Raw genomic sequence first — 21638 nt, forward strand, 5'->3', positions numbered from 1 at the left:
CGATCGCCGAAGCCCGGAGCCTTGACGGCCGCGACCTTCAGGCCGCCGCGCAGGCGGTTCACGACCAGGGTCGCGAGGGCTTCGCCTTCGACGTCCTCGGCGACGATCACCAGCGGCTTGCCGGTCTGCACAACGGCCTCGAGCAGCGGCAGCAGCTCGTTCAGCGAGGAGAGCTTCTTCTCGTTGATGAGGATGTAGGCGTCGTCCATCTCAACGCGCATCTTGTCGGCGTTGGTGACGAAGTAGGGCGAGATGTAGCCGCGGTCGAACTGCATGCCCTCGACGACGTCGAGCTCGGTCTCGAGCGACTTGGCTTCCTCGACGGTGATGACACCCTCGTTGCCGACCTTCTTCATGGCGTCGGAGAGGAACTTGCCGATCTCCTGGTCGCCGTTCGCCGAGATGGTGCCGACCTGGGCGATCTCGTCGTTCGAGGTGACCTTCTTGGAGTTCTTCTGGAGGTCCGCAACCACGGCTTCGACCGCGAGGTCGATACCGCGCTTCAGGTCCATCGGGTTCATGCCGGCGGCAACCGACTTGGCGCCTTCCTTCACGATCGCCTGGGCCAGCACGGTGGCGGTGGTGGTGCCGTCGCCGGCCGCGTCAGCGGACTTGGAGGCGACTTCGCGCACCATCTGCGCGCCCATGTTCTCGAACTTGTCCTCGAGCTCGATCTCCTTGGCGACGGTGACGCCGTCCTTGGTGATGCGGGGAGCGCCGAACGACTTGTCGAGCACGACGTTGCGACCCTTCGGGCCGAGCGTGACCTTCACCGCGTTGGCGAGAACGTCGACGCCGCGCAGCATCTTGTCGCGCGCTTCAACCGAGAATTTGACTTCTTTGGCTGCCATCTGGAATTTTCCTTGGATAATGTTTGACTGGAGGGAAAGAGGCTCTTAGGCCGCCTTCTTCTTGGAAGCGGGGACGTCGAGAACGCCCATGATGTCGCTTTCCTTCATGATCAGCAGATCGACGCTGTCGATCTTGACTTCGGTGCCAGACCACTTGCCGAACAGCACGCGGTCGCCGACCTTCAGGTCGATCGGGATCAGCTTGCCGGCTTCGTCGCGGCCACCGGGGCCGACGGCGACGACTTCGCCCTGCGAGGGCTTTTCCTTGGCCGTGTCGGGAATGATGATGCCGCCAGCGGTCTTCTCTTCTGCGTCGATGCGCTTGACCACGACGCGGTCGTGAAGCGGACGGAATTTCATGCAGTCCTCCTAAGGATTTGCTCAGATTGATGTTTCAAGGGATGTTAGCAGTCGATGCCCGCGAGTGCTAGCACGAGCGAAGCTGAAATAGGACAGGAATTTTGCGGGAGCAAGGGCTTCTAGCAGAAAAATCAGCACCCGGAAGCGCGGACTGCCAGAATCTCTTTTCCATCGTTAACCGAGGCCGGGCCCGTATTAGCACGGTGCCGCCTCTGCTGCTAACGCATTGAATTTCAACAGCTTGTTAAACTTTTGGGCTTGAGATGGGTTGTCAGTTTACGTCACATTTCTCTCATGTGAGCGCATCAGTACCGGGTGGCTCGTAAGGCGCACACCGACCAGGCCGCCCCTTGAATGCGCTCCTGCAAAGGAGGTTGGCATGGGCGTGCGGAGTGGGGGCGTTTCCGAGGACTTTCGGAAACAGCTTTTAGGTTACGGGCTGACGACGGCGCAAATCCTCTACCGGATGCCGGATCATCCCTCGCTGCTCCAGACCTACGTCTGGCAGAACTACGACATGTTTCCGAAATTCCCGGCGCTGAAGGATTTCCTGGCCTTCTGGCAGGAAAAGCTCGACGGTCCCCTCCATTCGGTCACCGTCGCGCACTCCAAGCTGATCAAGCCGGCCGAACTGCGCGCCGTGGATGGCGTGTTCCGGCTGCATTGAGACGAACACCGGTCTCGTAGGGTGGGCAAAGGCGCTTAAGCGCCGTGCCCACCATCTCTCCATGATCGCGCGCGGAAGGTAGGCACGCTCTCCGTTGCAGCTCGTCGGACGAACGCACTATTCCCGGGATCGCCTGAGGGGCGATCAGGCGCCGTCGCTGCAATAGCGTCTCCACATCGCGCGATAGGCCTCGTCGACCGCTCGCCCGTATGAGACGGGGTTGCTGGCGGCTGCGGACCGGATCTTGTCGGGCAGTTCGCGGCGCAACCTGTCGAGCTCGCTGATCTCAGAACCTCGGCTCGTCGCGATTTCGATATACGCCTCATGACTGTCCGTGACCCAGTCCGGCAGGCCGAGTGCGGTGAGGATGGAGCCGGCAGCACGGCTGGGCAGGCTGTTGCCGAGCTTCGCCACCACCGGCACGCCCATCTGCAAGGCTTCCCATGTGCTGACGCCGCCATTTTGCGGGAACGGGTCGAGGCAGATATCGACGCGATTGAACGATGCCAGATGTTCGCTTCGCGAGGTGGCGCCGAGCAAATCGACGCGTTCGGCCGGCAATCCGCAAGCCGCGAACCGCGCCAGCAAGTTCTCGCGGACCAGTTGGTCGTCCAGCGCAACATCCTTGACCAGCAGTCGCGAACCCGGCACCCGCTCGAGAATCCTGGACCAGACTTGCGCAGCCTCGTCCGAAATCTTGCTGATGCGGTTGAAGACGCCGAAGGTGACGAACCCGTTCGAGATCGCTGGCGTTGGTGCCCGCGGAATCTCGGTCGGCAGCGACGCCAGCGTCACGAAGCATGGCAGGTCGACAACGGTCTCGGCAAAGAGATGCCGAACTTCTAGGGGAATCGCGACCGGGTCCGAGAACAGATAATCGATCGTCGGCAGCCCGGTGCCCGTGCCGTGGCCCCAGCCGTGCACCTGGACCGGTGCTGGCTTGCGCGCAAACACGCCGAGGCGGTTCCCTCTGGTATGGCCGGACAGATCGATCAGGATGTCGATGCCGTCGGCGCGGATCTCGGCGGCGAGGCGATCTTCGGTCCATTGCGAGGCGTCGCGCCAGCGATCGGCGGTCTCCTGAAATTCGCTGGTCGTCGCATCCACTTTCGACGAGCAGGCGTAGCACACGACCTCGAACTGTGCCCGGTCATGGTGTTGGAGGACCGGCTTGAAAATCAACGCGGCCGAATGCGCGTTGAAATCCGACGAGACATAGCCGAGCACCAGACGGCGATCCGGATCGCGGCTGTTGTCATGCGGTCCCGCCGCTCCTGAAGCGATTTTCGCGCCGACACGCTCCCACCACACCTGGCGCGCCTGCTGATGCCGTTCGACGGTGGCGTCCCCCGCAAAATCGAGCGTGAATATCTTGTTGGAGATCGCGCTCTGCAGGTCAGGCTGGATGTCGAGGGCTCTGTCGAAACTGGCGAGGGCTTCGTCGACCCGGCCAAGACCGGCGAGGCAAAGGCCCAGCACCAGGTGAGCTTGAATGGAATCGGGATCGATCGCGAGCGCCTGCTCGCAGTCGTGGGATGCGTGGGCAATTTGCTGGATCTGGAGCAGGACACTGGCCCGCGCGAGCCACCCATTCGCGTCGTCGGGTGCCAGCGCAATTGCCTGATTGCCGTCTGCCAGCGCTTCGTCAAATCGCTGAAGTTCCCGTAAAGCCGTGGCACGGTTCGCCAGCGCCGCGGCATAGTCGGGCTTGATCGACAGCGCGTGGTTCAAGCTTGCGATGGCCTCGTCATAATTGCGCTGACGGCACAGCGCCCACCCCCGGCCGTTGTGGGCTTCGGCAAGATTTGCGTCGAGTGCGATCGCCTTGTCGTAGCTATGGAGCGCCTCCTCGTGAAGATCGAGGGCCACGCTCGCGTTACCGAGATTGGAGAGGGTTGCGGCGTGGTTGGGCCGCAAGGCGAGGGCCTTTCGATAGCTCGCGCAGGCCTCGTCGTGACGCCGCAGCCCGTTGAGCGCGACGCCCAGCCTCATATGAGCATCGGCAGATTGCGGATCCACGGCGACCGCCCGGCTCAGCAGGATCTCGGCTTGCTGAAAGTTTTTGGCATCAGACTCCAAAGCGCCGAGCATGTGCAGCGCCATAAATTGGTTGGGCGCGAGCTGCAGGATTTGGCGATAGGCAGCCTGGGCCTCGGGGAGAAGCCCCATCTTGTGTAGCTGGAGCGCGTGCCCGAGCAACGGCAGCACTTCGGCCTTTTGCCGTTTCTGCAGCCGGGCATTTTGAAATGCACGCTGACCTACGCTGTTGCCCATGAATTCATTCCCCCAGAATCTCTCTTCGAGATTAATTCAGCGAGAGAACGAATACGAGACGACGGCCGCTCGCCACGACAGCCTGGGACAAGCTACGACCGATCGGCTCATCGAGCCGCCAGCCTTGCGCTCGGCAATTGCCGCCTCATCCAGGACTGGATAATCTGTCCTTCGGGTTGTACCCGTCCGGGCGCGGCTCAGATCAGGGAGGCAGACAATGGCCAAGCAAAAGGCATCAAGATCCGCAACGAAGACCGCGGTGAAGAAGCGGAGCGGCGCCAAGGCGCCGGCGCGATCCTCGGCCCGCAAGGCGGTGAAGGCAAAGGCTCGCACTGCCGTACCGAAGAAGCCCGCACGTCCCAGGCAGCGCATCGCGATCAGCCATCACCGCGAGGAAGACTTCAAGGCCGATGGCCTGCGCGCTTACGCGAAATACCGCGATCTCGGCATCGCCGACGCAAGCCGCGGCCTCGCGCAAGCGCACGTGATCCGGCTGCAAGGTCCTTGCGATCCGGCCGAGGTGTCAAAGCTGCATTTTCACGACGTCGACTTCCAGATGGTCTACGTGCTCAAGGGCTGGGTGAAGACCTATATGGACGGGCAAGGCGAGACCTTGATGAAGGAAGGCAGCGCCTGGACCCAGCCGCCGAAGATCAAGCACATGATCCTGGATTATTCGGACGACGTCGAACTGCTGGAGGTGATCCTGCCGGCGGAATTCAAGACGGTGGAGTTGAAGGCGTAGGCAGATCTCTCTCCTTCGTCATTGCTATGACGGTTCGTGGCCCGGATGGAGCGAAGCGTAATCCGGGGCCGCCTGCGACGACGCAGACCTTCCCGGATTGCGCTGTGCTCCATCCGGGCTACAGGACCGTCGCTACTCCAGCCCCCACCGCCGCCCATCACACGTCGTCAGCGTTCCCGTCACGATCGCTAAAAAGCACCCGATCTGCGAAACCGGGCACTTACCAGTCGGATGGTTTCAGCTGCCCTGCAGGGCGGGCGCTAACCAGTCGAAAATACCTCCCCCGTCAACTCAAAGCTGTGAAAACGCGGGAGTGCTTTCATGGCGACCAACACTTTTGGCCGACGCGGCGTTGTGGCGCCGCCCTCAAGAGCGTCGTTTCAACCCGTCGCCGCGCCGATCGTTCGGGAGATCGTGCGCGACCCCGCTCAGGCCTTGCCTAGTGAGGGGACACTTTTTGGCGACAACAAGCTTCTGGCCGATATCCCTTTTCTCACCATTGGCCTGATTTTCGGTCTGCTCCTGATCTTCGCCCTGCAACGCAGTCTGGCCATCGACGTTGCGCGGGACGGTGACCTCGATGTCCGCTCGCTGATCGCTCAGGGCGCCTCCGGTTACGATCTCGTTGTCGGACGAGGAGAGTGGTGGAGGATTGGCCTTGCGCCGCTGCTGCACGGTAGCGGGTGGCACCTCATCAGCAACTGCGTTGGGTTGTTCATCGTTGGCGTCAGGCTGGAGTCTCTGATCGGCCGTGGCTGGTTTGCGCTGATCTTCGTCGCCAGTGCAGTGGCGGGTGAGGTCGGCTCTCTGCTGGGCAATGGCCCCGGCACGGTGGGTGTCGGCGCGTCCGGCGCCATTACCGGGCTCATTGCCGCGCTGTTCGTCGCGAGCTTCGATTCCGAAGCGGACGCCGATCAAACCATATCGCGATTGAAGACGTCGCTCTTCTTCGGCGTGCCCGCATTGCTGCCGCTGGCCTTCGGCGCCTCGGGCAATGTCAACTATTATGCCCATGCAGGCGGTGCGGTGGCCGGCGCCGCGCTTGCGATCACGCCGTGGCTCGCCTTCTGGTCCTATGACAGCCTGCCGCGGAGCGCCGGCATGACGTTGCTTGCAGCATCCCTCGGATCTCTGATCTGCGCCGGCTTCGCCGCTGTCCATTATTCGTCCTACATGGCCGATGCCGTGCATTATATCCGCGCGTCGGAAGTGCCGGCGAAGGCTGACGAGATGGTCAGCCGGTCGTTCGATCTCGTCACCCGCTACCCAAAAGATGCGCGGGCCCACGTGTTCCGTGCGGTCTTCTTCCTGGAACAAGCGAACCTCAGTGCCGCCGAGACGGAGGCGCGAACCGCGCTGTCGCTCGCCGCTTCAGATGTGGCGGGTGGGCCGGTGCGCTCTGGCGCGCAGGGCTTGATGGCGGTGTTACTGTGGGCGCAGCGACGAACCAGCGAGGCGAAGGCCATGGCGGTCGAGCCCTGCCGTGCCAAGCTGGCCGAGGTGCGTCGCATCTTGCAGAAGTCGAAATTGTGCAGTTGACCGGGCTACGGCATCGCCACGGGTCACGTGATGACCCCCACGACCGCGCCCATCAAGCAGGTCGTCAGCGTCCCCGATGCGATCGATTTCAGCCCGAGCGCGTTGATCTCCTCGCGTCGCTCCGGCGCCATCACGCCCAAGCCGCCGATCATGATGCCGAGGCTGGCGAAGTTGGCGAAGCCGCACATTGCGTACAGCATGATCAGGCGTGAGCGCGGATCGAGCGCATCGCCCGGCAGCTTCGAGAAGTCGACATAGGCGATCAATTCGTTGAGCACGGTCTTGGTGCCCATCAGGCTACCGGCCGTCACCGCCTGATCCCATGGCAATCCCATCAGCCAGCACACCGGCGCCATCACGAGACCGAGCAGGCGCTGTAACGAGATCGCGGTGCCGCCAACATTCGGCAGCAGGCCGAGCATGGTGTTGACGAGATAGACCAACGCCACCAGCACAAGCAGCATGGCGACGATGTTGATCAGCAGCTCGATCCCCGCGCTGGTGCCTTTCACGATCGCATCCATCGTGCTGGAGACTTCCATCTCCGGATCTTCGAGCGTGCCGCCGGTGCGCGTGTTGGAGGTTTCAGGCACCATGATCAGGCTGACGAGGATCGCGGCCGGCGCGCCCAGCACGGAGGCGATGACGAAGTGCGCAGCCGCGTCGGGAATGAGAGGAGCAAGGAGCGTCGCATAGAGCACCAGCACCGTGCCGGCGATGCCCGCCATACCGCCGGTCATCACCAGGAACAATTCGCTGCGGGTCATCTGCTTCAGATACGGCCGCACGAACAGCGGCGCCTCGACCATGCCGAGAAAGATATTGGCGGCGGTCGAGAGGCCCACCGCGCCTCCGACGCCCAGCGTCCGCTCCAGCAGCCAGGCCATGCCGCGCACGATCGGCGGCAGCACGCGCCAGTAGAATAGCAGCGTCGTCAGCACGCTCATGACCAGCACGATCGGCAGCGCCTGGAAAGCCAGGATGAAATCGGCGCCGGGCACCTTGACGTCGAAGGGCAGGGTGCCGCCGCCGACATAGCCGAACACGAAGGCGGAGCCGGCGCGCGAGGCCGCCGAGATCGCACCGACCGCATCGTTGATGGCGCCGAAGGCGTGCGCGACGACCGGCAGCTTCAGGAGCACGATCGCGGTGACGAAGGTGGCGACGAGGCCGATCGCCGCCTGCCGCAGCGACACGGCACGTCGATTCTCCGCCAATGCGAAGGCGATCAACAGCAATGCGAAAATGCCGAGTGCCGATTGCAAGCGCAGCATGATGTCCCCAAACCCTCAATGATTATGGCCGTGCCGGCGCTGCAAAGGCAATGCCGGGAGCCGCCAGAAGCGCCCCACTGTTGACAAGCGGGGTCACCTCGGCCACGCGGGGGCCTTCGACAGTGAGAGGGAGAGCGGTCCGAGGGTGACCCAAAAGGCGATGCCAGAGCAGCCAAATTCCGGACATCCGCCGGTCAGCGCCCGCGCGCTTCTCGCCCATCGCGCGTTCCTGTTCTTCCTGCTCTCGCGCAGCCTCTCGCGATTTTCCAGCCAGATCGCGGCGGTCGCGATCGGCTGGCAAATCTACGATCTCACCGGCTCGGCCTTCGACCTCGGCATGGTCGGCCTCGTGCAGTTCCTGCCCACGGCGCTCCTGCTGTTCGTTGCCGGCCACGCCGCCGATCGCTATGAGCGTAAGCGCGTGGTCCAGCTCTGCCAGCTCGTTGAAGCTGCGACCGCGCTCTATCTCGCAATCATCACCTATCTCGGCGCGGTCGGCGAAGTCCAGATCTTCATCGCGACCTTCGTGCTCGGCATTGCCGGCGCGTTCGAAAGCCCGACCACGGCGGCGCTGCTGCCGCTGATCGCGCCGCAGGGCTCGCTTCAGCGCGCCACCGCCGTCTCCAGCGGCGCGGCTCAGGTCGCGACCATCACCGGGCCGGCGCTCGGCGGCTTCGCCTATGCGGTCGCCCCGCATCTGGCCTATGCCATGATGGTGCTGTTCTGGATCTTCGGCATGATCCTGACCGGCTTCATCCGGCCGCGTCCGCAGGCGATCGCGAAGGAGGGGATGGACTCGGACAACATCTTTGCCGGCGTTCGCTTCATTCGCAGCAATCCGGCCATCCTCGGCACCATCTCGCTCGACCTGTTCGCGGTGCTGTTCGGCGGCGTCACCGCGCTGCTGCCGATCTATGCCCGTGACATCCTGCAGACCGGGCCGGTCGGGCTCGGCGTGCTCCGTGCCGCGCCGGCGGTCGGTGCGCTCCTGATGACCATGGTGCTGGCACGTCACGCCATCTCGAGGCACGTGGGCCTGCGCATGTTCCAGGCCGTGATCGTGTTCGGCCTCGCCACCATCGTGTTCGCCCTGTCCTCCTGGATGTGGCTGTCGGTGCTCGCGCTCGCCGTGCTCGGTGCGGCCGACACGATCAGCGTCGTGATCCGCTTCTCGCTGGTGCAGCTGTCCACGCCCGACGAGATGCGCGGCCGGGTCGGCGCGGTCAACTTCCTCTTCATCAACGCCTCGAACCAGCTCGGCCAGTTCGAAAGCGGTGTGGCCGCCGCGCTGCTCGGCGCCATGCCGGCCGCCGTGCTCGGCGGCGTCGCCACGGTTGCGGTGGCGCTGCTCTGGATGAAGCTGTTTCCGAGCCTGCGGCAGGTAGAGAGTTTGGAGTAGGGGAATGTCTCGTGTCCCGGACAAGCTGCAGCGCGTTAGCGTTGCGGCGCAGAGCCGGGACCCAGAAGGCCAAGAACGAGATCGCGGAGGCATGGGCCCCGGCTCAGCAGCGCGTCATTGCATGCCGCGCCGCGTCCGGGGCACGAGAGCGGCGACTAGCCCCGTCCGACGAACGGCATCTTGGTCGCCATGACCGTCATGGTCAGCACGTTGGCATCGAGCGGCAGGCCGGCCATGTAGGCCACGGCATCGCCGACCGCTTTCGCATCCATGCGCGGCTCGTGCTTGGTGGTGCCGTCCGGCTGCAGCACGCCGGGGCCGTTGACCATGCGATCGGTCATCGGGGTCGCGGCGTTGCCGATGTCGACCTGGCCGACAGCGATGTCGTACAGGCGGCCGTCGAGGTTGCTGGCCTTGGTCAGGCCGGTGATGGCGTGCTTGGTCGAGGTGTAGGCTGCCGAGAACGGCCGCGGCGCATGCGCCGAGATCGAGCCGTTGTTGATGATGCGGCCGCCGCGCGGGGTCTGGTCCTTCATGATGCGGAAGGCGTGCTGGGTGCACAGGAAGGGGCCGGTGAGGTTGGTGTTCACCACCGCCTGCCACTGCTCGAGGCCGAGGTCCTCGAAGTTGACGGCGGGGGCGCCCATGCCGGCATTGTTGAAGAGCACGTCGAGCCGGCCATAGGTCGCCTTCACCTTGTCGAACAGTGCGGCGATGGAATCCGGCTTGGTCATGTCGGCGGTGACGCACAGGCTTTTGCCGGCGGGACCGAGCTTTGCGGTCTCCTCGAGCATGTCGAGTCGGCGCCCGACCAGCACCACGGTGAAGCCGGTGTTCATCAATGCCAGCGACGCGGCGCGTCCGACACCGGTGCCGGCGCCGGTCACCACTGCGATCTTCTTTGCTTCGCTCATTATTTCCTGCCTTTTCTCATGCTGTCAGGTTTTGGGTTCTTTTTCGTTCTTGTAGGGTGGCCGCGGAATGTTCTGGTGCGCCGCGCGCAGCGCCGCCGACCAGCGCGAGCGCAGATCGTGGAAATAAGGCTCGCCCGCTTCGATGCGATGATTGAGGTCGGCCTCGCAGGCATCGGCGCGCACCACCAGCACGTCGATCGGCAGGCCGACGCCGAGATTGGAGCGCATGGTCGAATCCATCGAGATCAGGCCGGTCTTCAGCGCCTCGTAGAGCTCGACGTCGTAATGCATGGCGCGGTCGAGCACGGGCTTGCCGTATTTGTGCTCGCCGATCTGCAAGTACGGCGTATCGGTGGTGCACTCGATGAAATTGCCGGCGGTGTAGACCATGAACAGGCGCATGCGCGCGCCCTTGATCTGGCCGCCGAACAGGAATGAGACGTCGAACGAGACGTCCTCGGATCTCAGCGCCGGGCCCTCGGTCGCATGCACCGCGCGGATCGCCCGGCCGATGCGCTGGGCGGCCTGGAACATGGTCGGCGCGTTCATCAGCGTCTCGACCTCGCCCGTGTTGGGGTCCTCCAGGCCTTCGGTCAGCGTGGACAGCACAGACTGGCTGATGGCGAGGTTGCCGGCGCTGGCGATCGCCATGATGCGCTCGCCGGGCTTGGAGAAGATGTGCAGCTTGCGGAAGGTCGAGACGTTGTCGAGGCCGGCATTGGTGCGGGTGTCGGCGATCATCACCAGACCGTCCCGAACCAGGATTCCGCAACAATAGGTCATTTCCAGTCCCCGAACGCGTTTGCGCGGAATTACTAGCCAATTTCGGGGGCCGGTCCAACCCCCGATTCCCATGGAAAGGTCGTCATTCCGGGGAGCGGCAGCTAGCTCTGTCGCTCAATCCGCCGCATCGACGAGAAACGCCTCGTCGACGGGTACGCCGAGCGCCGTGACCAGCCGGTTGGTCTCCGCGGCCATGCCGACGATGGCGAGCATCTCGGCATATTCGGCCTCGGTCATGCCCTTGGCCCGCGCGGCGGCGGTGTGGGAGTGAATGCAGTAGCTGCAGCCATGCGCGATCGAAACCGCGACATAGAGCATTTCCTTGACCTTGGGATCGAGCGCGCCGGGAGCCATCACCTCCTTGATGCTCTCCCAGGTCCGCCTCAGCGTCTTCGGATCATGTGCCAGCGCGCGCCAGAAATTGTTGACGAAGTCCGACTTTCGCACCTTGCGGATATCGTCGAAGACGGCGCGCGCTTCAGGAGTGAGTTCATCGTCCGAAAGCAGTTTTACAGTGGCCATTGGTACCTCGCGGGGGGCAGCTTCGATCCCCGCGAGTGTAGCACGACCCATGCGTTCGGACGGCTGCGCCTAGCTCTGCCGTTGGGATTGCGATTGCGACGGCCCGCCGCGGCCGGCCTGCTCGACCTTCACGGCCACGGCCAGCGTCTCAGCGCCGCCGCCATAGCGGGTGCCACGCACTGGGGCTGCGCCAAGATAGTCGAGCCCGATCGCGACGCGGACATGGGCGTCGGTGGCGCAGATGCTGTTGGCGGGATCGAAGCCGACCCAGCCGAGATCGGGAACGTAGGCTTCAGCCCAGGCATGGCCGGCGTCCTGATGCACCGTTCCGTCCGAGCGCAGGAAGTGGCCGGAGACGAAGCGCGCCGGTACGCCGCCGGTGCGGGCGCAGGCGATGAAGATGTGCGCGTAGTCCTGGCAGACCCCGCGCTTGAGCGTGAACGCCTCCGCCGCCGAGGTTCCGCTGTTGGTCGGGTCCTCGTCGAAGGTCATGTGATCGCCGATCTCGGTCATCAGCGTATGCAGGAAGCCGAGCGTGTCGCTCTCGGCCTCGCTGCGCAACTGGCGCGCGACCGCCATCATCGCCGGATTGACCGAGGTGAGGTCGGTGGCGCGCAAGAACATGCCGGCCGGAAAGCGCTCGTCGGCGCCGCGCAGGACGCCGCCGGTGTCGTGAGTCTCGATCAGGCCCTCGGCAGTGATCTTGATGTCGCCGACGGGCCCGCAGGACAGCACATGGGTGACGTTGCCGAAGGCGTCCTCGTGGGTGTCGAGCTTGGTGTCCGTGGAGACGTCGATCTGCCATTCCGCCACATACTGCCCGTCATGGCTGCCGGGCGTCATGCGCAGGATCTGGATCACGCTCGTGGCCGCCGGCTCGTAGCGATAGGTCGTGGTGTGCAGGATTCGCAGGCGCATGACTAACCGTTGTTCTTGCGTCGTCATTCCGGGGCGATGCGCCAGCATCGAGCCCGGAACCTCGAGATTCCGGGTCTGGTCCTTCGGACCATCCCGGAATGACGGCGCTCATCAGATCAAATACTGCTTCGTGATGATTTCGCCCAGCCTGGAATTGTCGGTGATGAATTCCTGAATGAATTCATGCACGCCATGCTGGAAAATGTCGTTCATATTGCTGTGTTCCAGCCGGTTGCGGATGCCGCGGGCGTGGCGCTGGGCCGGGCCCTGGCGGCCATAGGCGACGCCGATCTGGTCGAGGTTGCGCACGAGATTGCCGTAGCAGCTGGCCAGCGATCGCGGCAGCGTGTCGTTGAGGATGAGCAGATCCGCGATCAGCCACGGCTTCAGCGTCTCGCGATAGACCCAGTGATAGGCCGTCAGCGCCGAGACCGAGCGCAGGATCGAGCTCCACTGATAGAAATCGAGCGGGCCGCCGACATGCTCTTCCTCGGGCAGCAGCACGTGATACTTCACGTCGAGAATTCGCGCGGTGTTGTCGGCGCGCTCCAGATGCACGCCCATCCGTGAAAACCAGTAGGCGTCGTTGCGCAGCATGGTCCGGTACGCCGAACCGTCGAAGCGCAGCGAGGTCTCCTGCACGAAGCGCAGGAATTTTGCGAGGTCCTCGCGCGTCGAGGTGCCCTTGCTCCAGACCGCCTGAAGCTCGATCCAGGCCGAGTTGATGGTGTCCCACATCTCGCTGGTCAGCGCGGTGCGGACCGAGCGCGAGTTCAGCCGCGCCGCCTCGATGCAGTTCCTGATCGAGGATGGATTGTCCACGGAGAACGATAGGTAGTCGACGACGTTGTGCTCGTTGGCTTCCTCGTAGGTCTGATAGAAGCTGGCGGCGACGCCGGCGGTGAGCAGCGCCGAGTCCCATTCATTGGTCTTGCCGATATAGGCGGCGGGAAGCGCGGTGACGCGCAGCGTCGCATCGATGGTGCGCGCGAGATATTCGGCCCGTTCGACGTAGCGGGCGAGCCAGTAGAGGTTTTCGGCGGTACGCGACAGCATCTGACTACTCGTCCAGGATCCAGGTGTCTTTGGTGCCGCCGCCCTGGCTCGAATTCACCACCAGGGAGCCTTCCTTCAGCGCGACGCGTGTCAGGCCGCCCGGCACGATGGTGGTGCTCTTGCTGCCGGTGAGCACGAAGGGCCGCAAATCGACATGGCGCGGGGCAAGGCCGCTTGCGGTGCAAGTCGGGCAGGTCGAGAGCGCCAGCGTCGGCTGCGCGATAAAACCTTCGGGCTCGCGCTTGAGCTTCTCGCGGAACGCTTCGATCGTTGCCTTCGTCGCGGCGGGCCCGATCAGCATGCCGTAGCCGCCGGAGCCGTGCACTTCCTTGACGACGAGCTCGCTCAAATGATCCAGCACATAGGCGAGGTCCTTCGGCTCGCGGCAGCGCCAGGTCGGCACGTTCTTCAGGATCGGCTCCTCGCCGAGATAGAATTTCACGATGTCCGGCATGTAGGAGTAGATCGCCTTGTCGTCGGCAATCCCGGTGCCGACGGCGTTGGCGAGCGTGATGTTGCCGGCCGCATAGGCCGACATCAGCCCGGGCACGCCGAGCGCGGAATCGGGACGGAAGGTGAGGGGATCGAGGAAGTCGTCGTCGACCCGGCGATAGATCACGTCGACCCGCTTCACGCCCTCCGTCGTCCGCATGAACACTTCGTTGTTCTTGACGATGAGGTCGCGGCCCTCGACCAGCTCGATGCCGAGCTTGTCGGCGAGGAAGGAGTGCTCGTAATAGGCCGAGTTGTAGACGCCGGGGGTGAGCAGGGCGACGGTCGGCTCGCCCGAGGCGCTGAGCGGCGCGACAGAGCGGAGCGCCGAGAGCAGCTCGTCCGGATAGCGCTCGACCGGCGCCACCTTGTGGCGGGCGAACAGATCCGGAAACAACCGCATCATGATCTCGCGGTTTTCCAGCATGTAGGACACGCCGGACGGCGTGCGCGCATTGTCCTCGAGCACGATGAAGTCGTTGGCATCGACCCGGACGATGTCGATGCCGGCGATGTGCACATAGACGTCGTGCGGCACCTGCTGGCCGTTCATCTCGGGCCGGAACACCGGGTTCTGGAAGATCAGATCGTCGGGCACGATCTCGGCGCGCAGGATGTCGCGGCCGTGATAGATGTCGCGCAGGAACATGTTGAGCGCGCGCACGCGCTGCTTCAGGCCCTTCTCCAGCAGTGCCCATTCCTTGCCCGACATGATCCGCGGGATCACGTCGAAGGGGATCAGGCGCTCGGTGGACTCGGCCTCGCCATAGACCGCGAAGGTGATGCCGATGCGGCGGAACAGCAGCTCGGCCTCCTGGCGGCGATATTCAAGCGCCTCGGGAGGCGTCTCCTTGAGCCAGCGCGCCAGCTCCTGATAGGCGGGGCGAAGGTCCCCGCCGGGAATATTCATTTCATCAAACGCGACTGCCATAGATGCCGACTGTTCTCCGCAAGGCGTTGCGCCAATGGACAGGTCGTCAGGCTCTGGTGAAGCCGCAACGTCCTGACCATGCGGCAAGAGTGCATGACTTTCATGTGGTAGCAAGGGCCGGGCCAGCGCGATAAGCATGGACCGGCAGCATTTGTCGGGGATGGCCGGCGGCTTGCCTGAAAAAATGGCTGAGGACTGCTTATTTCGACAGCAAAACCGCGTGACTTCAACGCGTTACCTCGGCAAAGTCGGCGCCACAGGTGAGGGACTTAAGTTATGAGCGAGATCGTCACGGCGGGCATTCTGGTCATTGGGGACGAAATCCTGTCCGGCCGGACCAAGGACAAGAATATCGGTTTCATCGCCGAATACCTGACCAATATCGGCATCGATTTGAAGGAGGTCCGAGTCGTCTCCGATGACGAGCCCGATATCATCGCTGCCTTGGATGCACTGCGGCATCGCTACACCTACGTCTTCACCACCGGTGGCATCGGGCCGACCCATGACGACATCACCGCCGACAGCGTCGCCAAGGCGTTCGGCGTCGGCATCGACCACCATCCGGAGGTGGTCGCCCGTTTCCGCGAGCGCTGGAGCGAGCAGGATCTCAACGAGGCCCGCTTGCGGATGGCCCGCATCCCCGACGGTGCCGAGCTGATCCAGAGCGCCACCATCCTCGCGCCCGGCTTCAAGATCGGCAATGTCATCGTGATGGCCGGCGTGCCCTCGATCATGCAGGCGATGATGGACATCGTCTCGCCCAAGCTGAAATCGGGCGTGCGCATGCTCTCCGAATCGGTCCGCGCCAATGCGCGGGAGGGCGACATCGGCAGCCCCTTGCGCGCGATCGCCGCCGCTCATCCCGACACCATCATCGGCAGCTACCCCTTCATGGACGAAGAGCAGAAGCCGAATACGAACCTCGTGGTGCGCTCGCGCGATGCGGACAAGCTCGCGGCAGCCATGGCCGCTGTGAAGGAAATGCTGGCAGGATTGAACATCACTCGTTAGCAGGGAATTTGCCGGCAGGCGAAGCAGGAGACGACAATGGCTGGTGAAGCACCGGAACTGAGTGCGCAGGAGCGGGCGGGCAAGGCCTTTCCGGTCTCGTGGGACCAGTTCCACCGCGACTGCCGGGCGCTGACCTGGCGGCTCAACGAAGTCGGCCCGTTCCACGCCGTGATCGCGATCACCCGCGGCGGCCTGGTGCCGGCCGCGATCGTGGCGCGCGAGCTTGGCGTGCGCATCATCGATACGGTCTGCGTCGCCAGCTACGACCACGACAAGCAGGGCGACCTCCAGGTCCTCAAGGGTATTTCGGAACAGGCCATGAAGCTTGGGGGTGGCACTGGCAAGGGGCTGTTGATCGTCGACGATCTCGTCGACACCGGCAAGACCGGCAAGCTGGTGCGCGAGATGCTGCCCGATGCGCATTTCGCCACCGTCTACGCCAAGCCGAAGGGGCGCCCGCTGGTCGACACCTTCATCACGGAAGTCTCGCAGGATACCTGGATCTTCTTCCCCTGGGACACCGCGCTGTCCTATCACCCGCCGCTGCGCGACGGCGCGGCGTGATCAAAGGCGAATGGCGAATGGCGAATGGCGAATAGCAGCCCCTCCACTCGCAATTCGCCATTCGCTACTCGCCCTCTCCAAAACCGCGTCACGCCGCTAGGCGACATCATCGCTACCCCACACCGCGGCACATTCACCGGCAATCGCGGCATCATCCATGATCCCGAAACGAAGACGCTGCTGAACAAGCGCTGGTCGTCGCCGGCATGGATTACATGCCTGTGTGAATTCCGCGGCTGGCGCCGGCCGGTGATGGCGCGGCGGAGCTGGACCGAGCTGTTCTTTCTCGACGAGGCCACCGCCTTTGCCGCCGGCCATCGTCCCTGTTTCTTCTGCCGGCGCGAGGATGCCAACCGCTTTCGCGCGGCGTGGGAGAAGGGGAATGGCGTGAGTAAGGTGAGTGCGAAGGCGATGGATGCCCAGCTCCACCTGGAGCGTCTCGATGGCGGCCGCAAGCGTTTGCACCCACTATCGGTGTCGCTCGCAGAAATGCCCGACGGCGCGATGGTGCAGCAGGGGGAGGAGAGCTTTCTGGTGATGAAGGGTCGGCCGCTGTTATGGTCGCCAGCCGGCTATGCCCGCGCCGGGCACGAGGTGGAGAGCCCAATGCTGCTGACGCCCCCGTCCACGCTGCGTGCGCTGAGCGCGGGATATCAACCGGCGCTGCATCCGACCGCTCTGGATTAGCAGAGCGGCCGGGGGATCACCGCCATCACCCCAGCTTCTCGCGCGCCAGCGCGGCGCCGGCGCCGAGCGCCATCAGCTTGGCTTCGGCGATCTCGCGCCGCATCGGGGCCATGCCGCAATTGGTGGTGGCGATGATGTTGCTCTTGGGGACGAATTTCGCCACCGCGTCGATCACCTTCACGACATCCTCTGCGGTCTCCACGGTGTCGCTGGCAACGTCGATCACCCCGGCCTGCACGATCTTGTTCCTCAAGAGCGCGAGCAGATCGAGCGGCACTTTCGAATTGCGGCATTCGATCGCGACCTGCTGGATCGGGCTCGCATCGATCGCCGGAAAGATCTGCTCATATTGCCGCCATTGGCTGCCTAACGTTTCCTTCCAGTCGGTGTTGGCCTTGATGCCGTAGCCGTAGCAGATGTGCACGGCGGTGGCGCAGGTGAGGCCCTGCGCAGCGCGCTCCAGCGCCTTGATGCCCCAATCGTTGACCTCGTCCATGTAGACATTGAAGGCGGGCTCGTCGAACTGCACGAGATCGATGCCGTCGGCCTGCAGCGCCCGGGCCTCCTGGTTGAGCAACTCGGCGAAGGCAAACGCCATCTTGACGCGGTCGCCATAGTAGCGATCGGCAATGGTGTCGATGATGGTCATCGGGCCGGGCAGGGTGAACTTCAGCTTCCTCTTCGTGTGCGTGCGCGCCGCGCGCGCCTCGAAGGCATGGACGCGGCCCTTGAGCCGCAGCGGGGCGACCACCTGCGGCACCATCGCCTTGTAGCGGTCCTTGCGGATGCCCATCTCGACCTTGTGCGCGAAATCGATGCCTTCGATCTTCTCCAGAAAACCGTGCACGAAATGCTGCCGGGCCTGCTCGCCCTCGGTGAGGATGTCGATGCCGGCGTCCTCCTGGATCTTCAGCCAGATCAATGTCGCGTCGCGCTTGGCGCGGAGCAACTCGTCGCCCTGCGACTTCCAGGGCGCCCAAAGCATGTTGGGTTCGGCAAGCCATTCCGGCTTCGGCAAGGAGCCGGCGATCGTGGTTGGAAACAGCATGGCGGCTCTCCCGGCGGGTTGTGTTGCGCCCCTTCCTGCCATGTCCTAACGTCGAGGTACAGAACAACAAAAGTCGTTATTTTAGCTGGCGGCATCGACAGGGAAGGCCAAAGGATGCCGAGGGAAAGGTCATGATCGATCTCCATTACGCGCCGACGCCGAACGGCTGGAAAATCTCGATCATGCTGGAAGAGCTCGGACTTCCCTATACGGTGAAGCCCGTCAACATCCGCGCCGGCGAGCAGTTCAGTCCCGAGTTCCTGGCGATCTCCCCGAACAACCGCATCCCCGCGATCGTCGATCACGCACCCGCCGACGGCGGCGGGCCGTTCTCGGTGTTCGAGACCGGCGCAATTCTGATTTATCTCGCGGAAAAGACCGGCCGTTTCTTGCCCACTGACTTGCGCGGGCGTTCCGCCACCATCCAGTGGGTGATGTGGCAGATGGCCGGTCTCGGGCCGATGCTCGGCCAGCACGGGCATTTTGCGCTCTATGCGGCGGAGAAGATCCCCTATGCGATCGAGCGCTACCGCGACGAGGCGGCCCGGCTCTACGGCGTGCTCGACCGGCAGCTGGAGAAGACCGGGGCCCATGTCGCCGGCGACTATTCCATTGCCGACATCGCCTGCTTCCCCTGGACCATGACCCACAAGGCGCAGGGCTTTACGCTCGACGACTATCCGAACGTCAAGCGCTGGTACGCCCTGGTGCGCGCCAGGCCGCAGGTGCAGGCGGGGCTTGCGATCGGAAAATTCGTGAAAGAGCCGTTCGACGAGGAATCACGCAAGATCATGTTCGGCCAGCGTGCGAAGGAAGTGTTGGGAAGGAAGTGACGGCAACGCCGTCATTCCGGGGCGCGCGAAGCGCGAACTATGGTGCGCAATTGCGCACCCGAGAATCCATCGGGCCGCAACAAGGCTGGTGAAATGGATTCTCAGGTGCGCAATTGCGCACCGTAGTTCGCGCCCAAGAGGGCGCGCCCCGGAATGACGAGAGCAAAGGAAACGCCATGATCGAATTCTTCTTCGACTGCTCCAGCCCCTGGACCTATCTCGCCTTCCACAACATCCGGCCGCTCGCCAGGGAGCTGGGCGCCGAGATCGTCTGGCGGCCGATCCTGGTCGGCGGCATCTTCAATACGGTCAATCCGAGCGTCTACGCGCAACGCGAGACGCCGGTGCCGCTGAAGGCGCGCTACATGAAGAAGGACCTTCAGGACTGGTCGCGCTCCGCGGGCCTTGCGATCAAGATGCCGCCGACGGTGTTTCCGGTGAACAGCGTCAAGGCCATGCGCGGCTGCATCTGGCTCGGCAAGGACATGGTGCCGTTCGCGACCGCATTGTTCGAGGCCTATTGGGGCGAGGACAAGGATATCTCGCAGGACTCCGTGCTCGCCGAGATCTGCAGGAAGGTCGGCATCGACGAGCCGAAATTCTTCGCCGGCATTTCGGAGCAGGCGATCAAGGATCAGCTCAAGGCGAATACGGAAGAGGTCGTCGCGCGCGGTGGCTTCGGCTCGCCGACGATCTTCGTCGGCAAGACCGACATGTATTTCGGCAATGACCGCCTGCCGCTGATCCGCGAGGCGCTGTTGCGCAGCAAGGCGAGCGCGGCCTGATGGTGCGCGCCGTCGTCTGCCACTCGCTCGGCGAGCCCGAAACCTTGCGGCTGGAAGAGTTTCCGTCGCGCGCCCTGAAGCCGGGCGAGGTGCGCGTTGCGATCCGGGCCGCCGGGCTGAACTTTCCCGACGTGCTGATGGCCGCCGGCCAATATCAGCTCAAGCCGGAGCTGCCGTTCACGCCCGGCATGGAAGCAGCCGGCGATGTGACCGAAGTGGGTGCGGAGGCGAAGGGCGTTTCTGTTGGCGCCAAGGTCATCGTGAAGATGCGGCACGGCGCATTCACCGACGAGGCCATCGTCACGCCGTCGCAGCTCACCCCTATGCCGTCGACGTTCGATTACGCCGAGGCTGCGACCTATCTTGCTGGCCATGGCACGGCCTATCATGCGCTGATCGATCGCGGCCGGGTCGAGCCGGGGGAGGTGCTGCTGGTGCATGGCGCCGGTGGCGGCACGGGACTGGCCGCCGTCGAAATCGGCAAGATGCTGGGCGCGACCGTGATCGCGACCGCGTCCAGCGACGAGAAGCTCGCCATCGCCAAGGCGCGCGGCGCCGATCATCTTATCCGCTATGACCGCGAGCCGTTTCGCGACGCCGTCAAGCGCATCACCGATGGTCGCGGCGCCGACGTCGTGTTCGATCCCGTCGGCGGCCAGGTCTTCGAAGACTCGATGCGCTGCATCGCCTGGGGCGCGCGGCTCCTCGTGATCGGCTTCACCGGCGGCATCGGCTCCGCCAAGACCAACCTGCTGCTGATCAAGGGCGCCAGCGTGCTCGGCGTGCGTGCCGGCGAAGCGGTACGAAAGAATCCCGCACTTGGCGAGGTGCGCCTGAAAGCGCTCTTGCAATGGGCGGAGGAGGGCAAGCTGCGCCCCAACGTTTCACACCGCTTGCCGCTGGAAGATTATGCGAAGGCCATGCGGCTCTTGATCGACCGCAAGGCGATCGGGCGTGTGGCGCTGATGATGGAGTGACGGTGCCGTAGGGTGGGCAAAGGCGCTCTTGCGCCGTGCCCACCATCTCTCTCGATTGCAAAAAGTGCGTGGGCACGCTTCGCTTTGCCCACCCTACGAGAGGGTCACTTATACTCCCGTTCCGTCCACCACGGGAAATAGTCCGGCATGTCGCTGGACACCTTGTTCTTGAACTGCGCGGGGCGCTTTTCCAGGAACGACACCACGCCTTCCTTGACGTCGTCGGAGCGGCCGCGGGTGTAGATGCCACGGCTGTCGACCTTGTGGGCTTCCATCGGATCGTCGGCGCCCATCATGCGCCACATCATCTGGCGGATCAGCGCGACCGAGACCGGTGCGGTCTTCGCCGCGAATTCCTTGGCGAGCGCGCGGGCGGTCGGCAGGAGGTCATCGGGGGCGACGACCTTGCTGACGAGACGGCCGGCGAGGGCTTCCTGGGCCGGGAAGACGCGGCCCGAATAGCACCATTCCAGTGCCTGCGAGATGCCGACGATGCGCGGCAGGAACCAGCTCGACGCGGCCTCCGGCACGATGCCGCGCTGGGAGAACACGAAGCCGAAGCGCGCGGCGTCGGAGGCAATGCGGATGTCCATGGCGAGCTGCATGGTGACGCCGATGCCGACCGCGGGGCCATTCACCGCGGCGATGACGGGCTTGAGGCACTTGAAGATGCGCAAGGTCACCTGGCCGCCGCCGTCGCGTACCTGGGGATCGCTGTAGTCGACTTTGCCGTCGGCAAAACGCTTCACCGGCCCGCGTCGCGCATCGCGGTCGAACGTGTCGGCGCCCGACGAAAGATCGGCGCCCGCGCAAAAACCACGGCCGGCGCCTGTCACGATGATGGCGCGGACATTGTCGTCCTTGTCGGCGGCGTCGAACGCGTCGATCAGCTCTGCCTGCATCTGCGCGTTGAAGGCGTTGAGCTTGTCGGGCCGGTTCAGGGTGATGGTGAGGATCTGCTCGGCGACCTCATATTTGATCGTCTCATACGCCATGGTGGTTTCC

General features: G+C 64.1%; 22 protein-coding genes. 10 read left to right on the top strand and 12 right to left on the bottom strand.

All coding sequences use genetic code 11. From position 1 onward, the window contains the following. The coding region (groEL, locus tag GA0061098_RS36810) for a chaperonin GroEL (protein WP_129591040.1) at nt 1–851 on the bottom strand (851 nt) is incomplete at its 3' end. Nucleotides 852–896: 45 nt separating this feature from the next. Continuing rightward, nucleotides 897–1211: a co-chaperone GroES gene (locus tag GA0061098_RS36815; RefSeq protein ID WP_011088371.1), complete on the bottom strand. Its 315-nt coding sequence runs from the start codon at nt 1209–1211 to the stop codon at nt 897–899. Between the two features lie 379 nt (nt 1212–1590). On the opposite strand from GA0061098_RS36815, the gene GA0061098_RS36820 reads away from it, so the two are divergent. Then, a complete protein-coding gene (locus GA0061098_RS36820; RefSeq protein WP_028141201.1) occupies nt 1591–1878 on the top strand; it encodes an usg protein in 288 nt (95 codons plus the stop codon). Nucleotides 1879–2022: 144 nt separating this feature from the next. On the opposite strand, the gene GA0061098_RS36825 is transcribed toward GA0061098_RS36820, so the two are convergent. Beyond that, entirely contained in the window at nt 2023–4152 is a 2130-nt protein-coding gene (locus GA0061098_RS36825; protein WP_091966252.1) for an O-linked N-acetylglucosamine transferase, SPINDLY family protein, read from the bottom strand. A gap of 217 nt (nt 4153–4369) precedes the next feature. Here GA0061098_RS36825 and GA0061098_RS36830 point away from each other — a divergent pair, with 217 nt between their 5' ends. Both GA0061098_RS36830 and GA0061098_RS36835 read left to right on the top strand, forming a co-directional pair. Then, on the top strand, nt 4370–4897 hold the full coding sequence (locus tag GA0061098_RS36830) for a cupin domain-containing protein (RefSeq protein WP_091966253.1): 528 nt from the start codon (nt 4370–4372) through the stop codon (nt 4895–4897). Between the two features lie 321 nt (nt 4898–5218). Next, nucleotides 5219–6436, top strand: a complete 1218-nt coding sequence (locus GA0061098_RS36835; RefSeq protein WP_245323843.1) for a rhomboid family intramembrane serine protease — start codon at nt 5219–5221, stop codon at nt 6434–6436. A 23-nt stretch (nt 6437–6459) separates the two neighbouring features. On the opposite strand, the gene GA0061098_RS36840 is transcribed toward GA0061098_RS36835, so the two are convergent. Then, nucleotides 6460–7710 (bottom strand): NupC/NupG family nucleoside CNT transporter, encoded by a 1251-nt coding sequence (locus tag GA0061098_RS36840; protein WP_091966254.1) that lies wholly within the window; start codon nt 7708–7710, stop codon nt 6460–6462. A 160-nt stretch (nt 7711–7870) separates the two neighbouring features. On the opposite strand from GA0061098_RS36840, the gene GA0061098_RS36845 reads away from it, so the two are divergent. Continuing rightward, the gene (locus GA0061098_RS36845; RefSeq protein WP_091966301.1) at nt 7871–9109 is read left to right on the top strand and encodes an MFS transporter; all 1239 of its coding nucleotides are present in this window, start codon (nt 7871–7873) and stop codon (nt 9107–9109) included. A 155-nt stretch (nt 9110–9264) separates the two neighbouring features. Here the strand turns inward: GA0061098_RS36845 and GA0061098_RS36850 are convergent, their stop codons facing one another. The 6 genes from GA0061098_RS36850 to GA0061098_RS36875 all read right to left on the bottom strand — a co-directional run bounded on the left by GA0061098_RS36850 (nt 9265) and on the right by GA0061098_RS36875 (nt 14725). Further along, nucleotides 9265–10023: an SDR family oxidoreductase gene (locus GA0061098_RS36850; protein ID WP_091966255.1), complete on the bottom strand. Its 759-nt coding sequence runs from the start codon at nt 10021–10023 to the stop codon at nt 9265–9267. A 24-nt stretch (nt 10024–10047) separates the two neighbouring features. Continuing rightward, nucleotides 10048–10806 carry a proteasome-type protease gene (locus GA0061098_RS36855; RefSeq protein WP_091966256.1) on the bottom strand — a complete coding sequence of 253 codons (759 nt, stop codon included), beginning with the start codon at nt 10804–10806 and terminating at the stop codon, nt 10048–10050. Nucleotides 10807–10920: 114 nt separating this feature from the next. Then, entirely contained in the window at nt 10921–11328 is a 408-nt protein-coding gene (locus tag GA0061098_RS36860) for a carboxymuconolactone decarboxylase family protein (protein ID WP_091966257.1), read from the bottom strand. A gap of 69 nt (nt 11329–11397) precedes the next feature. Beyond that, on the bottom strand, nt 11398–12246 hold the full coding sequence (locus GA0061098_RS36865) for a transglutaminase family protein (protein WP_091966258.1): 849 nt from the start codon (nt 12244–12246) through the stop codon (nt 11398–11400). A 111-nt stretch (nt 12247–12357) separates the two neighbouring features. Beyond that, nucleotides 12358–13302 carry an alpha-E domain-containing protein gene (locus GA0061098_RS36870; protein ID WP_028141191.1) on the bottom strand — a complete coding sequence of 315 codons (945 nt, stop codon included), beginning with the start codon at nt 13300–13302 and terminating at the stop codon, nt 12358–12360. Between the two features lie 4 nt (nt 13303–13306). Next, nucleotides 13307–14725 (bottom strand): circularly permuted type 2 ATP-grasp protein, encoded by a 1419-nt coding sequence (locus GA0061098_RS36875; protein WP_038949939.1) that lies wholly within the window; start codon nt 14723–14725, stop codon nt 13307–13309. A 276-nt stretch (nt 14726–15001) separates the two neighbouring features. Here GA0061098_RS36875 and GA0061098_RS36880 point away from each other — a divergent pair, with 276 nt between their 5' ends. From GA0061098_RS36880 to GA0061098_RS36890, 3 genes are read left to right on the top strand one after another with little or no spacing between them, the layout of a single operon-like run. Further along, nucleotides 15002–15739 (top strand): competence/damage-inducible protein A, encoded by a 738-nt coding sequence (locus GA0061098_RS36880; protein ID WP_027518748.1) that lies wholly within the window; start codon nt 15002–15004, stop codon nt 15737–15739. Nucleotides 15740–15775: 36 nt separating this feature from the next. Next, entirely contained in the window at nt 15776–16303 is a 528-nt protein-coding gene (gene gpt / locus GA0061098_RS36885) for a xanthine phosphoribosyltransferase (protein ID WP_018322072.1), read from the top strand. A gap of 24 nt (nt 16304–16327) precedes the next feature. Beyond that, on the top strand, nt 16328–16990 hold the full coding sequence (locus tag GA0061098_RS36890; RefSeq protein WP_091966259.1) for a hypothetical protein: 663 nt from the start codon (nt 16328–16330) through the stop codon (nt 16988–16990). Nucleotides 16991–17015: 25 nt separating this feature from the next. Here GA0061098_RS36890 and GA0061098_RS36895 read toward each other — a convergent pair whose 3' ends face one another. Beyond that, nucleotides 17016–18038: a methionine synthase gene (locus tag GA0061098_RS36895; protein ID WP_091966260.1), complete on the bottom strand. Its 1023-nt coding sequence runs from the start codon at nt 18036–18038 to the stop codon at nt 17016–17018. Nucleotides 18039–18169: 131 nt separating this feature from the next. Here GA0061098_RS36895 and GA0061098_RS36900 point away from each other — a divergent pair, with 131 nt between their 5' ends. The 3 genes from GA0061098_RS36900 (at nt 18170) to GA0061098_RS36910 (ending at nt 20633) form a co-directional block, all read left to right on the top strand. After that, nucleotides 18170–18871 carry a glutathione S-transferase N-terminal domain-containing protein gene (locus tag GA0061098_RS36900; RefSeq protein ID WP_091966261.1) on the top strand — a complete coding sequence of 234 codons (702 nt, stop codon included), beginning with the start codon at nt 18170–18172 and terminating at the stop codon, nt 18869–18871. 176 nt (nt 18872–19047) lie between these two features. Next, nucleotides 19048–19656, top strand: coding sequence for a 2-hydroxychromene-2-carboxylate isomerase (locus GA0061098_RS36905; protein WP_091966262.1), 609 nt, complete (start codon nt 19048–19050; stop codon nt 19654–19656). Continuing rightward, the gene (locus tag GA0061098_RS36910; protein WP_091966263.1) at nt 19656–20633 is read left to right on the top strand and encodes an NADPH:quinone oxidoreductase family protein; all 978 of its coding nucleotides are present in this window, start codon (nt 19656–19658) and stop codon (nt 20631–20633) included. The genes GA0061098_RS36905 and GA0061098_RS36910 overlap by 1 nt, the downstream gene beginning before the upstream one ends. A 104-nt stretch (nt 20634–20737) precedes the next feature. Here GA0061098_RS36910 and GA0061098_RS36915 read toward each other — a convergent pair whose 3' ends face one another. Next, on the bottom strand, nt 20738–21628 hold the full coding sequence (locus tag GA0061098_RS36915; RefSeq protein ID WP_091966264.1) for a crotonase/enoyl-CoA hydratase family protein: 891 nt from the start codon (nt 21626–21628) through the stop codon (nt 20738–20740). Nucleotides 21629–21638: the final 10 nt, after the last annotated feature.

The sequence above is a fragment of the Bradyrhizobium shewense genome (assembly GCF_900094605.1).
GTDB lineage: Bacteria > Pseudomonadota > Alphaproteobacteria > Rhizobiales > Xanthobacteraceae > Bradyrhizobium > Bradyrhizobium shewense.

Excerpts from the sequence above, each read along its gene's own strand:
- GA0061098_RS36815 (WP_011088371.1), bottom strand. The coding sequence starts at position 1,211 with ATGAAATTCCGTCCGCTTCACGACCGCGTCGTGGTCAAGCGCATCGAC.
- GA0061098_RS36820 (WP_028141201.1), top strand. The coding sequence starts at position 1,591 with ATGGGCGTGCGGAGTGGGGGCGTTTCCGAGGACTTTCGGAAACAGCTT.
- GA0061098_RS36825 (WP_091966252.1), bottom strand. The coding sequence starts at position 4,152 with ATGGGCAACAGCGTAGGTCAGCGTGCATTTCAAAATGCCCGGCTGCAG.
- GA0061098_RS36830 (WP_091966253.1), top strand. The coding sequence starts at position 4,370 with ATGGCCAAGCAAAAGGCATCAAGATCCGCAACGAAGACCGCGGTGAAG.
- GA0061098_RS36835 (WP_245323843.1), top strand. The coding sequence starts at position 5,219 with ATGGCGACCAACACTTTTGGCCGACGCGGCGTTGTGGCGCCGCCCTCA.
- GA0061098_RS36840 (WP_091966254.1), bottom strand. The coding sequence starts at position 7,710 with ATGCTGCGCTTGCAATCGGCACTCGGCATTTTCGCATTGCTGTTGATC.
- GA0061098_RS36845 (WP_091966301.1), top strand. The coding sequence starts at position 7,871 with ATGCCAGAGCAGCCAAATTCCGGACATCCGCCGGTCAGCGCCCGCGCG.
- GA0061098_RS36850 (WP_091966255.1), bottom strand. The coding sequence starts at position 10,023 with ATGAGCGAAGCAAAGAAGATCGCAGTGGTGACCGGCGCCGGCACCGGT.
- GA0061098_RS36855 (WP_091966256.1), bottom strand. The coding sequence starts at position 10,806 with ATGACCTATTGTTGCGGAATCCTGGTTCGGGACGGTCTGGTGATGATC.
- GA0061098_RS36860 (WP_091966257.1), bottom strand. The coding sequence starts at position 11,328 with ATGGCCACTGTAAAACTGCTTTCGGACGATGAACTCACTCCTGAAGCG.
- GA0061098_RS36865 (WP_091966258.1), bottom strand. The coding sequence starts at position 12,246 with ATGCGCCTGCGAATCCTGCACACCACGACCTATCGCTACGAGCCGGCG.
- GA0061098_RS36870 (WP_028141191.1), bottom strand. The coding sequence starts at position 13,302 with ATGCTGTCGCGTACCGCCGAAAACCTCTACTGGCTCGCCCGCTACGTC.
- GA0061098_RS36875 (WP_038949939.1), bottom strand. The coding sequence starts at position 14,725 with ATGGCAGTCGCGTTTGATGAAATGAATATTCCCGGCGGGGACCTTCGC.
- GA0061098_RS36880 (WP_027518748.1), top strand. The coding sequence starts at position 15,002 with ATGAGCGAGATCGTCACGGCGGGCATTCTGGTCATTGGGGACGAAATC.
- gpt (WP_018322072.1), top strand. The coding sequence starts at position 15,776 with ATGGCTGGTGAAGCACCGGAACTGAGTGCGCAGGAGCGGGCGGGCAAG.
- GA0061098_RS36890 (WP_091966259.1), top strand. The coding sequence starts at position 16,328 with ATGGCGAATAGCAGCCCCTCCACTCGCAATTCGCCATTCGCTACTCGC.
- GA0061098_RS36895 (WP_091966260.1), bottom strand. The coding sequence starts at position 18,038 with ATGCTGTTTCCAACCACGATCGCCGGCTCCTTGCCGAAGCCGGAATGG.
- GA0061098_RS36900 (WP_091966261.1), top strand. The coding sequence starts at position 18,170 with ATGATCGATCTCCATTACGCGCCGACGCCGAACGGCTGGAAAATCTCG.
- GA0061098_RS36905 (WP_091966262.1), top strand. The coding sequence starts at position 19,048 with ATGATCGAATTCTTCTTCGACTGCTCCAGCCCCTGGACCTATCTCGCC.
- GA0061098_RS36910 (WP_091966263.1), top strand. The coding sequence starts at position 19,656 with ATGGTGCGCGCCGTCGTCTGCCACTCGCTCGGCGAGCCCGAAACCTTG.
- GA0061098_RS36915 (WP_091966264.1), bottom strand. The coding sequence starts at position 21,628 with ATGGCGTATGAGACGATCAAATATGAGGTCGCCGAGCAGATCCTCACC.